The organism is Dyadobacter sp., from assembly GCF_017744695.1.
Lineage (GTDB): Bacteria > Bacteroidota > Bacteroidia > Cytophagales > Spirosomataceae > Dyadobacter.
Window position 1 is genome coordinate 159,928 of the sequence record NZ_JAGIAS010000003.1, and the last position, 13,686, is coordinate 173,613.

At 50.4% G+C, this 13,686-nt stretch carries 13 protein-coding genes; 8 read left to right on the forward strand and 5 right to left on the reverse strand.

Annotation, left to right across the window (positions count from 1 at the left end; all coding sequences use genetic code 11):
• The 7 genes from J7619_RS12670 (at position 1) to J7619_RS12700 (ending at position 5,744) form a co-directional block, all read left to right on the forward strand.
• Complete coding sequence (locus J7619_RS12670) at positions 1–699, forward strand: sulfite exporter TauE/SafE family protein (protein ID WP_291198692.1); 699 nt, start codon at positions 1–3, stop codon at positions 697–699.
• Positions 700–721: 22 nt separating this feature from the next.
• Positions 722–1,087, forward strand: a complete 366-nt coding sequence (locus tag J7619_RS12675; protein ID WP_291198696.1) for a DsrE family protein — start codon at positions 722–724, stop codon at positions 1,085–1,087.
• An 88-nt stretch (positions 1,088–1,175) separates the two neighbouring features.
• Complete coding sequence (gene hemN, locus J7619_RS12680) at positions 1,176–2,540, forward strand: oxygen-independent coproporphyrinogen III oxidase (protein WP_291198699.1); 1,365 nt, start codon at positions 1,176–1,178, stop codon at positions 2,538–2,540.
• A 78-nt stretch (positions 2,541–2,618) separates the two neighbouring features.
• Positions 2,619–3,854 (forward strand): PAS domain-containing sensor histidine kinase, encoded by a 1,236-nt coding sequence (locus tag J7619_RS12685; protein WP_291198702.1) that lies wholly within the window; start codon positions 2,619–2,621, stop codon positions 3,852–3,854.
• Positions 3,855–3,871: 17 nt separating this feature from the next.
• On the forward strand, positions 3,872–4,936 hold the full coding sequence (locus J7619_RS12690) for a response regulator (RefSeq protein WP_291198705.1): 1,065 nt from the start codon (positions 3,872–3,874) through the stop codon (positions 4,934–4,936).
• A gap of 120 nt (positions 4,937–5,056) precedes the next feature.
• Entirely contained in the window at positions 5,057–5,242 is a 186-nt protein-coding gene (locus J7619_RS12695; RefSeq protein WP_291198708.1) for a hypothetical protein, read from the forward strand.
• Positions 5,223–5,744 (forward strand): DUF6169 family protein, encoded by a 522-nt coding sequence (locus J7619_RS12700; RefSeq protein ID WP_291198711.1) that lies wholly within the window; start codon positions 5,223–5,225, stop codon positions 5,742–5,744. The genes J7619_RS12695 and J7619_RS12700 overlap by 20 nt, the downstream gene beginning before the upstream one ends.
• Here the strand turns inward: J7619_RS12700 and J7619_RS12705 are convergent.
• Together J7619_RS12705 and J7619_RS12710 are read right to left on the reverse strand one after the other, a co-directional pair.
• Positions 5,739–7,511, reverse strand: a complete 1,773-nt coding sequence (locus tag J7619_RS12705) for a hypothetical protein (protein WP_291198713.1) — start codon at positions 7,509–7,511, stop codon at positions 5,739–5,741. The genes J7619_RS12700 and J7619_RS12705 overlap by 6 nt on opposite strands.
• 109 nt (positions 7,512–7,620) lie before the next feature.
• The gene (locus tag J7619_RS12710) at positions 7,621–8,016 is read right to left on the reverse strand and encodes an iron chaperone (RefSeq protein WP_291198715.1); all 396 of its coding nucleotides are present in this window, start codon (positions 8,014–8,016) and stop codon (positions 7,621–7,623) included.
• Between the two features lie 169 nt (positions 8,017–8,185).
• Between J7619_RS12710 and J7619_RS12715 the strand changes: the two genes are divergently transcribed.
• On the forward strand, positions 8,186–9,562 hold the full coding sequence (locus tag J7619_RS12715; protein ID WP_291198717.1) for a hypothetical protein: 1,377 nt from the start codon (positions 8,186–8,188) through the stop codon (positions 9,560–9,562).
• Positions 9,563–9,565: 3 nt separating this feature from the next.
• On the opposite strand, the gene J7619_RS12720 is transcribed toward J7619_RS12715, so the two are convergent.
• From J7619_RS12720 to J7619_RS12730, 3 genes are all read right to left on the reverse strand, one after another.
• Positions 9,566–11,695 (reverse strand): ATP-binding protein, encoded by a 2,130-nt coding sequence (locus J7619_RS12720; protein ID WP_291198719.1) that lies wholly within the window; start codon positions 11,693–11,695, stop codon positions 9,566–9,568.
• Between the two features lie 151 nt (positions 11,696–11,846).
• Positions 11,847–12,614, reverse strand: coding sequence for a LytTR family DNA-binding domain-containing protein (locus J7619_RS12725; protein WP_291198721.1), 768 nt, complete (start codon positions 12,612–12,614; stop codon positions 11,847–11,849).
• A gap of 36 nt (positions 12,615–12,650) precedes the next feature.
• On the reverse strand, positions 12,651–13,679 hold the full coding sequence (locus J7619_RS12730) for a sensor histidine kinase (protein ID WP_291198723.1): 1,029 nt from the start codon (positions 13,677–13,679) through the stop codon (positions 12,651–12,653).
• Positions 13,680–13,686 lie beyond the last annotated feature (7 nt).

Sequence of the window (13,686 nt, forward strand, 5' to 3'; positions counted from 1 at the left end):
ATGATTACCGTCCTGCCATACCTCGCCATTTCGATGGGGCTCATCAGCAGCTTCCATTGCGTAGGCATGTGCGGGCCTATCGCGCTCGCATTGCCCGTGCATAAGGGCACGCGTGCGCGCCAGGTCGCGGGCGTGCTGGCGTACAATGCAGGGCGCGCCCTTACGTACGCGATGTTCGGGATTGTTATAGGCACATTAGGCGCTTCATTAGCCTGGCTGGGCGTGCTCCGGTACGCTTCCATTGCGGTCGGGGTAGCGATGCTGGTGTATGTGCTCTGGCCATCGGAGCTGGATCAGCATTTGCATATGCCGCTGTTATGGCAAAAAACAATCAATCGTTTAAAGCAAAAAATGGGCTTTTTTCTCAAAAGGGGCGATTTACCGGGCATGCTGCTACTCGGCATGCTCAACGGCACTATTCCTTGCGGCATGGTCTATATGGCGCTCGTCAGTTCTGTCGCTACGGGCAGCACCTGGGGAGGTGGCGCATTTATGGCACTATTCGGGCTGGGTACCATGCCTGCGATGCTCGCTTTGGGCATTGCCAGGCAACAATTCACACCCGCGCTGAGAACGCGCATCCGTAAACTTACACCGCTGCTGGTGGCCATTGCGGGCATCTGGCTCGTAGCGCGCGGGGTCATGACCTCCTACCCCGATCATTCCAAACCTGCCGCCGGAATCACAATCTGCCGCTGAACTGCTTGAACCAGCGCGCCGGATGACTTACCTTGCCGGCATGAAAACTTACAAGGCCATTATCCAGCTTACCTCGGACGATCCCAAAGTCCATCGCAGTATGATCCGGCAAGTCAGCAACCTGCTTGCGCATTTGGGCGTAACAGTGAATGTTCGTATTGTTTGCCACGGTTCTTCCATGCCGTTTTGCACCGTAGGAAATACATTTGCCGGCGATATTTCAGCATTACTTAATCAGCATGTTACCATCGCTGCCTGCCGCAATATGCTCGTCGCCAACGGGGTGGAAGCAACCGACCTGATAGAGGGCATTGAAGTGATCCCCTCCGGCATTGCCGAACTGGTAGTATTGCAACAGGAAGGTTGGAGCTATATAAAAGCCGGTTAGAAGTCTGTTTTTCGCATGATCAAAATCATGTTTTTCCTCTTCGGTCCTCGGTAGTTTTGATCAATGATCTACATCAAAACTTTGACCAATGGACAAGGACCTGCTCTTTAAATATAACATTCCGGGACCACGCTACACCAGCTACCCGACCGTTCCTTACTGGCAGAAAACACCTCCCTCCGTTAGCAAATGGAAAGAGCTGGTGCAGGATGCATTCTCGGTTTCGAACCGGAAGGAAGGTATCAGCCTGTACATTCACCTGCCATTCTGCGAGAGCCTTTGTACCTATTGCGGCTGCAACACGCGCATCACGATCAATCATGCGGTGGAAAGCAAATATATCCAGGCCGTTTTGAAGGAATGGAAAATGTACTGCGAACTGTTCGGAGCAGAAAAACCGGTGATCCGGGAGTTGCACCTGGGCGGGGGCACGCCTACATTTTTCAGTCCGGCTAACCTGGTGAAGCTGGTGAATGGCCTCCTTGCCAATGCGCTCGTACACGATGATGCCCGGTTTGGTTTCGAGGCGCATCCTGGGAATACTACCGATGCGCATCTGGAAGCTTTGTATTCGGTCGGATTCCGCCGCATCAGCATCGGTGTGCAGGACTTCAATCCGGTGGTACTGGCGATCATCAACCGGCACCAGACTTTTGAACAGGTCAAACACCTCACCCTGAAAGCCCGCGAAATCGGTTACACGTCCGTCAATTACGATATCGTGTACGGTCTGCCCCAGCAAAAAAACTGCTCGATGATGGAGACCATGCTGCGCGTGATCCGGTTAAAACCCGACCGCATTGCGTTTTACAGCTATGCCCACGTCCCCTGGATCAAGCCCGGCCAGCGGAGTTATACTGAAAAAGACCTGCCTGACGCGGACCACAAAATTGCGATTTACGAAACCGGCCGGAATGCGCTGGAATTGGCCGGCTACGAAGACATCGGCATGGACCATTTTGCACTCCGGTCCGACGAACTTTACAAGGCTGCCACCCAGGAACGGCTCCACCGGAACTTCATGGGTTATACCGACACTCGGACTCAATTATTAATCGGCCTCGGTGCGTCGTCTATTTCGGATTCGTGGTGGGGATATGCCCAGAACGAGAAAAAAGTCGAAGATTATTACAAAAAGCTCGCTGCAAACGAGCTGCCTGTATTCCGCGGCCACGAACTGAGCCGTGAAGACCTGATCCTGAGAAAACATATTCTACGGCTGATGACCAGCTTCGAAACTTCCTGGGGCAATACTTCGGAAGTTTGCATGGAGCTATACCAGGCGCTGGAAAGGCTTTCCGAAATGGAGTTCGACGGACTGGTTGAAGTTGAACCTTTCCGACTGAGGATCACTGAGAAAGGCAAGGCCTTCGTGCGTAATGTATGTATGGCTTTTGATGCGCGCCTCTGGGCCGATTTACCCCAAACGACTCTTTTTAGTCAAACAGTTTAATGATGAATTCTTGCGGTGTTCACTTGTGTCCTGTACTTTGGTATGTTTGATACGGATATTTTAATTCATACACAGGTGATGACACGGCACATCGAGATGCTGGATGCGCTGTTCAAACACGCGACCGAAGGGATCGTGGTGGTGGACAAGCAGGCGAATATTGTAATGCTTAATCCCAAGGCCAAAGAGCTTTTTGGCTACTCTGATCGTGAGCTGATCGGCAAGAAAGTCGAGACGCTGATCCCGCAACGGTTCAACAGAAATCATGTGGGCTATCGCGACGAGTACCTCGAAGCCCCTCGTGCCCGTGGTATGGGACATATGATGGATCTTTTCGCCCGGCGCAAGGATGGCAGTGAGTTTCCCGTGGAGGTCAGCCTCAGTCCATTCAAAACCAGCGACGGCGAGTTTGTCGTGAGCTTTGTGATTGACATTACCGAACGCAAAAAGCAGGAAAGCCGCATCATCGAAGCCAATCTTGAAATACAAAAACTGAACGCCGAACTGGAAATCCGCGTGCAGCAGCGCACGGAAGAACTGGCAGCGGCGATCAGGCGCATTGAGCAGTCACAGGAGGAAGTGGTGCGGGCATTGACCAAGGAACGTGAGCTGAATAATATGAAAAGCCAGTTCGTGACTATCGCATCCCACGAGTTCAGGACACCACTCGCGACCATTCTGTCGTCGGCCTCACTCATAGGCAGGTACTCGCGCACCGAGGACGAAGACAAGCGGCAGAAACACGTGCAGCGTATCAAATCGACCGTTACCAACCTGACCGAAATCCTTAACGACTTCCTCTCGATCGGCAAGCTCGAAGAAGGGCGCATTCATTGCATTCCGGTACTCACCGATCTGAGCGCATTTTGTAAAAACCTGATTGAAGAGATCCGGGGGCTCTGCAAGGATGGCCAGGAAATGTATGTGACTTACGACGGGGAAGCCCAGGCATGGCTCGACAAGCAGCTTTTACGCAATGTGCTTTTCAACCTGCTTTCGAATGCGATCAAATACTCTGATTCCGGCAAATCGATCTTTTTGAGGGTCAAAAATTGGAGCGGACTGATCCGCATTGAAGTACAGGATCAGGGAATTGGTATTCCTAAACAGGACCAGGGCCATATTTTTGACCGTTTTTTCCGTGCCAACAATGCCGGCAATGCGCAAGGAACGGGGCTGGGTCTCAACATTGTACAAAATTACATCGAACTCATGGGTGGCACAGTCCGGTTCCAGAGCGAGATCGGCGTAGGCACTACGTTTTTTGTAGAACTGCCTAACCGTGAACCGGCATCCGTTAAAATCGAATCCTGACACAAACAGTATCCAACTTGGAAGCGAGAAAAATACTTTTAATAGAAGATAACCCCGAAATGCGGGAAAATACGGCCGAGATCCTGGAACTCGCCAACTACGAGGTAATCACCGCCCAAAACGGCAAGGAAGGCGTGCAACAGGCAGGGCAGCATCTCCCCGACCTGATCATCTGCGACATTATGATGCCGGAACTCGACGGCTATGGCGTGCTGCACATGCTCGGCAAGGACGAGCGCACGGCGTCCATCCCGTTCATTTTCCTGACCGCCAAAGCCGAGAAGGAAGATTACCGTAAAGGCATGACCATGGGTGCCGACGATTATCTTACCAAACCTTATGACGACGTAGAACTCCTGAATGCGGTCGAAATGCGCCTCAGGAAGAGCGACCGGCTCAAAAAACAGTTCGAGCGCTCGGCCGAAGGTTTCGACCAGTTTATCCGCGAAGCGCAGGCCTTCGACCCGATCGTGAAGCTTGCGGAGGACAAGAAGGTGAAGGTGTTAAGGAAAAAAGAGACGATTTACACCGAAGGCAGCTTCCCATCGCATGTGTTCTTTCTGCAAAAAGGGAAGGTGAAGGCCTATAAGTCCAACGAAAACGGCAAGGAATACATTACCGATTTGCTGAAAGAGGGCGAGTTTTTCGGCTATCTCGATCTGCTGCAAGGTGCGCCTTACGAGGAAACAGCCATTGCTCTGGAGAAATCGGAAGTGGCGATGATCCCGAAGGACGATTTCTTCAACCTGCTTCAAGGTAACCGCGAAGTCGCTTCCAAGTTCATTCGAATGCTTTCCAATGAGATCAAAGAGCGGGAAGAACGCCTTTTGCAACTCGCCTACAATTCGGTGCGGAAGCGCGTGGCACAGGCGCTTGTTATGCTTGTACAACGTTACCAGGAAGATCGCTCGAAGCCATTCTCCATGGCTGTTACCCGGGAGGATATCGCTTCTATGGTAGGAACCGCTACTGAAACCGTCATCCGCACGCTTTCAGATTTCAAGGACGAACGCCTGGTGGATATGAAAGGCAGCCAGATTACAGTTTTGGAGTATGAGAAGCTGGCCCGGATGCGAAACTAGCATCTTTTTCCACCGTTGATAACTCATCGGTTCCGGTCGATCATTCCACCATTTAGGGGCAGAAATAGCTCATTTGCTTTTCCTAGTTTTGACAAGAACTTCATATCAATCTTTCAAACTATGGAACAAACAAAACCTGCGAACGCCCAGGCTTCTGAGGCGGCAACAGCTCACGAAAACCGTCCGGGGCTTGTACTTAATAATCTTGCTGCAAGAATGATGCAATCAAGGAGAGACATAGACGCCTACCGCCGGGGAGAAATGTCACAAGCCGAATTTGACGCACTTGGAATCAAATTTTACTGAAATTTACCCCTATCAGCGTTTGGGTAGCTACTTCCAGTTCACGACGGTGCAAAACATCGTCGTGAAAATAAATCTATCCCAGGATCCGCGATTTTTCCCCGATAATCCGGAAATAGAGGAAGCTTGCAACTTCTTTATCGAAACGGATAAGCACTCCATGGGCCAGGATATCCGGCTCAGGAATACTGTGCTGGATATCCTGGCCAATTTCCTGAAAGAGCATGACCCGATTATCATTTACTATTGTGATCCGCTCGACGGCAGGGGGCATTTGCGATATGCGAAATTCAACAGATGGTTTGGCTTGATCAATGATCCATCCATCGAAAAACATGACCGGGAATTCACCATCATCGATTTGAAGACTGACGAAAACGATAATCTTATCAGATCGGAATATGCAATGTATGCTTCTCTGCTGTTGCGAAAAACACATCTTGATTATGACGCTGTCATTCGTCTCTTCTATTCCGGTGATGCAGACAAGACCGGCAAGCTATGAAAGCCTTCCCTCTATCGCCTCCAACTGCGCCATCATCTCTTTCCGGTAATCCGCAGTTTGATTGGTAATTTCAGGGATCAGTTTTTTGTAGTAGTGAATCCCTTCGAGCAGGTTAGCGCGAAACTTTGAGAAATATTTAGCCTTCTTATCGTTCAGCGCAGCTGCATGCCGCTCGACGTCCTTTTTGAGGTAATCTACATACAGGTTCAGTTCATTGATGAACATATTCGGCCGGAGGTGCTTAGCGAGTAAGTCTATTTTTCCATAGATATGCCCCACCATCTCATCAAGCGAGTAAATTCCCGAGAACCACGCCAGGTTGGGGCCGGGACAAATGGCTACCGCACTGTTCTCGCGAGGTTTGATCAAATGGTTCTTCATGAGAGCGGCCGTACTCAATCCGTCGCAAAGACAGAGTTTCTCCGTCACAGCGTCTATTTGCTTCTGCAAATCTGCCGGTCGAGGCTCAATCGCTTGCAGCTGTTTGATTTTCAGATTTTGATACTCACGCGAAGCGGTGCAGATCGGCTCAGTGGTAAATTCGGTGTTTGAGACAAGGTACCGCTTGTTGCACGGACTACCGGGACGACCTTTCGCAATGCGTTCGAGGCGCTGCTTTTCGGCGGTGCTGTTCTTGAAATTATTAAAAAGTACCCCCAAAGGCGAAGAATCGCTCACATAATACGCATCGCTATCCGCATTGGCCAGCTCATTCAGCGTGGTTTTATCCACATTGGTAACTTCGGGAACCAGCAGGAACGGGCTCCCCCAGCCCGTGGCTTCGATGCCGTAATGTTCCAGCAAAAAGGCATTTTCAGCTGCGGTGCCAATGCCGCCCTGCACAGATATGCGCGTACGAGGCGCGTGTATGAGCGCAATGCCTTTGCTTTCGAGCGCGGGCCCGTACAGCGCAAATAGCTCGGTAAACATTTCATCACGCCGGTTTTTAAATTCTTCCAGGACCGGCCCGAGCAGGTTGCCTTCTGTCGCGAATGCATGTCCACCGCAGTTAAGCCCCGATTCAATCCGAAATTCGGAAACCCAGATACCCTTCTTGGCCAGGAATTTCGCCTGGATCAATGCGGAACGGTAGTCACTCACTTTAAGGATTACTTTTTTCCGAAAATCCCCTTCCTCATCCGGGAAGAAATCCGCAAAAGCTTCGAGATAGCTGTACAAATGCGGGTTCATTCCCGCAGAAAGAATGATCGACGACGACAACCTGCTTAATGCGAAGCCGCGTAATGCGGCCAGCGCGTCGGTGTAGATATCGTCGAGCAGATTCCCCTGGGAATCGGTGTTCATTTTATCCACCTTCGACATAATATTCACATCGATACTGCCCGGTACAATTTGCGCCCGGAGCTCGGATCCTTCCGTATCTTTCTCCACGCCGTCGGGCAAAGCCAACATTGCTTCATACCTGATTTTCAGCTCCGAATCCGCCGGTAGCAGACTAAAATAGCGGTCAATGTCACTACCTGAACCGAAGGGCTGGTTTTTCAGGTTTTCAAATTCCTCCGTCACAATGCGATGCATCAGATCGAGGTAGGTGGTGATCCGGCGGCTGCGGTAATCGGGTTCGGTTTTGGTGATGGGTGTATCATCTTCGCCGCGCTGGCGGGCATAATGCATGCGCATCCGCTCGATCAGTTCGTCGTCGACAATAGAGGCAACAGAGGAAATGCCGTATTTGGCAACCTTAATGGGGGTATCGATGGAGTATCCCAGCCCGAGGACCGGGATATGAAAAGTATGCGGCATCATATCTGGATGAGGTCTTGATAATTCATCCAAAAGTACGCGGCCCCCGCCACCGGAAAACTGACGTCGCTTAGCTGCGATACTGAGAAACGTCAAGCTGGTTCGGCTAGCGTTATTTCTTTTTGGCCTTCTGCGGCTTCGAAGCCTCCGCCAGCTCATTTTCCTTCATTCTATATGCTACAATACGCCTGATGAGGTCGAGCGGCAAAGGGTCCTTATCTGGCAGTTGAAGTGCCGACTTACTCATTTTATACTTCGACAGCTCCGTCTTGAATTCGTCCAGCAGTGCCTGACTGTAAGGATACGACAGCGAGATGTGATTGGTAGCAGCCGAATAATAGATCAGAAACCCGAAATGCTTATAAGCCGGAATCTGGTAACTGATCACTTCCTCGGCATCCGGTGCCGTTTCCCTGATGACTTTACGGATCGCCGCCAGCCGCTCCTTTTTCTCTCCCTGGAACGTGTCGTGGTATTCGTCGACGGATTTAAAATCTGTTTTTGCCATGCCGATTGAGTTTTTGATGAGTGATTCTGCTGGTAAAAAGCGCCAAAACACAGGGATTTAACCAGTGCCGCCATTTTATTCAAGTAACCGAATTAATATTAAAATATATTTTATAAATTTTCCAACAAAACAAGACAGCACGCAGCTATCTGTCAACAAGTTATATGCCATGAAAAAACACTGCCTTTGCCTGCTTGCCTCGGCTATCTGCTTTTTGGTAGCCTGTAAAAAAGAAAAGGATATCGCCCCTCAGGTGGCGTCGCTCGATGACTCCTATTTAAAATCGGTGACGGTGAGCGGTGCCAGGGAAGTACAACTCGACACAGGCAAGCAGATCATACAGGTAATATTACCGGAGACTTTCACGTCTAATGTACTCGATCTGAAATTCGATTTACCTGAAACCAGTGAGCTTGAAGTATCTGACAGTCTGCTGGTTCAGGCCGATCAAATCCGGTTCCCCTATGTCGGAAGCGGGCCATTGACTTTTAAGGTAAGCAAGAAGCAGCAGCAGTACCCAAATGAGAAACGATACACGGTTTTCGTCAAGCATGAAGGACGGCTTACGGCCAGGTTACTGATTGCACCGGTGTTTTATCCCGCGGAGGATGAAATCTCGGTTACCTCCGAGTTTAAATTCTTATCCGGTATTGGTACAATTCCCGAAACCCCCATTTCTCCCTCCAATCCCTCGGTAACCTTGTCCGATCCGGCCAAAGGGCTAAGTAAGGACGGGGAGGCTTCTGCCGAGCTCAACTACATCAGTATTCAGGAATGTGCCCAATTTTTAAGATCCGAAAATCTGAAGTTGAGCATTTCTTACGCCGACAAAAAATTCGACTTCCCCGAAATCAAGCAGATCAGGCGGGCGAGTGTTACCGGACTCCTGGATTGGAACAGAAAGCTTTTCAAAACATTCCCCAAGGGAAAAACCCTGCAAATTCAAGGAGGTCTTTTTCTTCCCGAAAACCGCTACCGGATCGAACTTTCCAATGATCGCATGCCTCAATCGCGAAAACTCGAAGCAACTTTCGTGAATTATAGTTTGCTGACCTTCGCGCTACCCGCCGACCTGCCCGATGACCAATACCTCGCCCAGATTTACGAAGACAACACATTGATTGGGAAATCGGCTGAACCCGTCGCATCAGATTCCATAAAAGCATCGGTTGGCAGCGTGTGGACCGAATCGACAGATTGCCCTACGTTCCAGATTCTCCTGGGCGGTTTTACGAGCAAGATCGTGCTGAGTAAAGGTCAGACATTTTATGCCATGCCTTTCCCTGCCATTATGGATGCGCAGTACGGCAAGCCAATGGACCCAAACAAGCCGCTGCCGACTTTGGAATTGAAATCGGGCAACGAAACGCTCCGTCTGCTGCCCGCTGCGAAAGCAGACTGGTGCTATGGCGATGGTGGCATTTACACCTACTATGGTGCTTTCAAAGTTCCCGCGAATGCTCCTTCCGGCAAATATGACGCACGATTTATTTCAAAGGATAATGCCGCATCTATGCCTTATTGGAACCAGATTGAAATCCGCTAACGCCTAGCTGCCCGGCTTGCTGGCACTGAAAACGCTTCCTAGTACCGACAGAAACTCTTTCTCGGAAAATGGTTTGCCCAATACACCGTTAATGCCCAGATCTGCATAGAAGTCTTTGTCACGGTCGGAGAGATCTCCGGTGAAGCCGATTACGGGTATCGAGGCTTTCAGCGGGTCAGGGTTGGCACGGATCTGGCGGGTAAGCTCTGAACCGTCCATCCCGGGCATATTGATGTCCGTAATTACCAGATCGTAGGGTTGCTTCTCGAACAGTTCGAGCGCATCGTCGCCCGAGCCGACAAGGTCATAGGCAAGTCCGTGTTTTTCGAGCAGCCTGCTCATGAGTACCAGATTTAGTTTGGTATCGTCGGCTACAAGCACTTTTTTGCCCCGCAACTCCGCCTGCGTAACCACCTGGGACCGGCTTTGGAGAGGCTTCTGTTTTGCGGCTACCTGCATCGGGATCGCTATTCTGAATTCCGACCCCTTCCCCAACACGCTTTCAACCGAAATTTTCCCACCATGCAGCTCCACAATCCGCTTACATATCGCCAGGCCGAGCCCGGTTCCCTGCTTGCCTACGGAAGCACCTTCTATCTGGCTGAAATCCTCGAAAATTTCCTTCAAATGCTCCTGTGCAATGCCAATACCCGAATCCTTAACCCTGATTTTGAGATACTTTTTCTGCCCGTCGACACTCTCCAAACCGGCTTCCACCAGTACTTTACCATGTGCCGGCGTAAACTTGACCGCATTGCTCAGCAAATTGATCAGCACCTGTTTGATCCGGAATTCGTCGCCTGAAAGGCATACCGGCTCCCCGATGTTGATTTTAGAGACAATTTCAATATCCTTTTCACCCGCCAGGACGCTCATCAGGGCCACTACCTCATTCACGAGCTCGGCTGGATTAAAGCCCTGATATTGCAGCGTCAGCTTGCCCCTTTCCAGTTTGGAAAAATCAAGCAGATCGTTCACCAGCGTCAACAAAATCCGCGAAGAACTCTGAATAGCATCGACACTCTCCTTCATCTGGCCTTCGAGGCGATCCGAATCCATCAGCTGGGAAAACCCGATGATCGCATTAAGCGGCGTCCTGATTTCATGCGTAACCTGCGCGAGGAACTCTCCTTTGTTTCTCGCCGACTCGGTAGCCAGCGCGGCATATTTAACGATCGTCAGATCATTGCGGTAGAGTTTTATGAGGTTGCGGATAATGATGATCGTCATCAACAACACCACGATAGCTCCGGCCCAGAAAAGGTGATTTACCTCTTCAAACTTGTCGGAAGTTTCGGTCAGCAATAACCCTCTGAATTTCCTGGCCTTTTCCTCTTCGGCTGCTTTCAGCGATTTGAGGGTCAATTGCAGGTTGGCAAACAGCTCCCCATTCAAGAATAATAACCGCTGCTCTGCCTCGTTCAGTTGGTTTTTGACCCGGTTGTACTCGTCGTAACGGCTCAGGTCAAGCTCAAGCGCCGTCGGGTATGGCATGACCAGTGAATCGCGCTGGGTGATCACCTTCGTTTTTTCCTGGACAACCTCATCGCCCCGCTTGTTTGTAATAGCGTCGGCCAATCTTTTAAAAAGCCCCCGTTTTTTCTTTTGCGGGTCAGTCAATACCACCGAGTCGACCTTGGAAGTCTTTTTTACGCGAATGGGCGCCGGTTTAGGCTTGGATTGTTCCTGCTGGATTTGCTCGCTGCGCCGTACCGAAAGTGCGAAAAGGCTATCGACCATAATCTTCATCCGGATAAACTCCTCATTGCTCGCCCGCTTGCTTTCCATCAGTCCCGATAGCGCCGATGGCTGGTGGGCACGCTCGGTTTCAAATTCGTTGAGGATCCGGGAGACCGTCCGAAGTTGCTCCGTAAATGCATGAAGATAGGCGGAGTCTTGTGTAATGATGAAGAGCCGGCTGTTGTTTTCGGCCACATACAGGAGCGAAATGCAGGTATCGACCTTTTGGTAGCCATTCATATCCTTACGGAGTTCCTGAATGTTCTCACGGATCGTCTGCGATTTGCCACGCGTGAGCAACAACATAAAAACGAAGGAGCCCAGTATGACAACCAGCAGGATGGTCCAGACAAAAAAAGCCCTGGATAAGGTGCGGAAAGGGATTTTCATCATGTGTAAGCCTGTCGATTCTTACCTGCTTCCCTGGAAAGCCGATATTTTGAGGGTTGTTTAGGACAAAGGTAAAAAAGCAGACACAAAACACTGCCATCACCCGCCACCTATTATTTAATCTACCAAACCCCTCGAATGAGTTACACCATGGCTATGTTTCAAGCCACGCTTTGAATGCCGGGGCCTTGTCCCGGCTAACGACCACTTCCTGCGCTGTCTGAGGCCGCAGCTCTATTTTCAGCTTGCCATTAAAATAGGTGTGGATTTTGTGGATTGCGTCGATACGGGCAATAAACTGGCGATTGAGCCGAAAAAAATTCAACGGATCTACCAGCGATTCCAGTTCCTCCAGCTTATAATCCACCAGATATTGCCGGCCGTCCGTGGCAACGAGGCATGCCATCTCATTGGTAGTGTAAAAATAGGCGACCTGCTCCTGGTTAATCGGGATCAACTGTTCTCCATTTTTAACCAGGAAACGTGTTTTGAAAGGCCTTTTGGTCATTTCGAGGCTGTCGAGGAGCGTTTCTACTTTTCTCGCATAGGCTTTCGGTGAAAAATCCTCGCGGATATTCTCGTATTTGCGGATCGCCTCCGCCAACTCGGGAGCTTTAATGGGTTTGAGAAGGTAGTCGATACTTTTTACACGAAATGCTTTAATCGCATACTCGTCGTAGGAAGTCGTGAAAATGATAGGGCTATGCGCGGGAAACTCTTCGAATAGCTGGAAACTCAGACCGTCGGCGAGCTGGATATCGGAAAATATAAGGTCCACCTGTTGCCCATTGGCGAACCATTTCCGGCCGGCTTCGACACTTTCCAGCACCGCGCACACCTCCATGCGCGGATCGAGCTTTTTGATCAGCTTCTCCAGCCTCTCCGCGGCCGGGTATTCGTCTTCAATAATCAGTATTTTCATAGCAATCGGGCGGCAGGCGCCCCCGTGTCATCTAATTTATTCCGTCAATTGGCCCAGTAGCGGGATTTTCACGACAAAGCGTGCTTCGTCACGGGTGACTTTCACTTCCCGGTCGGTCAGCAGGCTGTACCGGTTGATAATATTCTGTAACCCAACCCTCGTCGATTTTTCGAGGATGGTCTTCTCCGAAATATTATTCTCAACCACCAGATATTCGTCACCTTCCTCACGGACCACAATATGTAAAGGATTTTCGCGCGAGGCCGCATTGTGTTTAATCGCATTTTCTATCAGCATTTGCAGGCTCAGCGGGGTAATATGCCGTGCCAATGCCGCCGTGGACAGTCGCTTTTCCACCTGCAAATTCTCCCGGAAACGGATTTTATTTAAATACACATAAGCATCCACGAACGCTATTTCCTCGCTCAGCAACACGGTGTTCTTGTTTCGGCTCACGAGCACGTACCTGTACACGTCCGACAGCCTTTCGAGGTAATCCTGCGCGGCGGTGTTCTCATCATCGATCAACGCCGCCAGGGTGTTCATGCTGTTGAACAAAAAATGCGGGTCCAACTGGTTTTTAAGCACTTCCAACTGAGATTGCACGTTCTCGCGCATCAGTGCCTCCGTCTTCCGTACATTCATTTTCCAGGCATCAAAGAAATAAACAGCTTCATAAACCAGGTACACGATCACCGTGGGTATAATGCTGATCCGGAAACTTATGGCTAGCACGCTCACGTGATAAACCGGTTTGTAGTATAGTACATCCAGCACGAGCGATACCAGAAACACATAGCCGACCGCCAGCACAGCCTCCGCAGCGACCCGCCGGCCAGTTTGGCTGTATTCCGGAAAAATGCGGCGCATCCAGATGATAATGCAACGGTTGCCCTCCCAGAAAGTAAGCGTAAGCAACGTGGAAAAAAGCACGCTGAGGAAGAAATGCTGAGTCAGTTTCAGGAACTCTTCAAAGGCGATCATCATGGCAATCACCGTGCCCAAAAGCGGGATGCCTATGATGCGCCATTTCCGGTCATTGAGCGTGTAAGCCTTTTCCTTCATTCCGAGC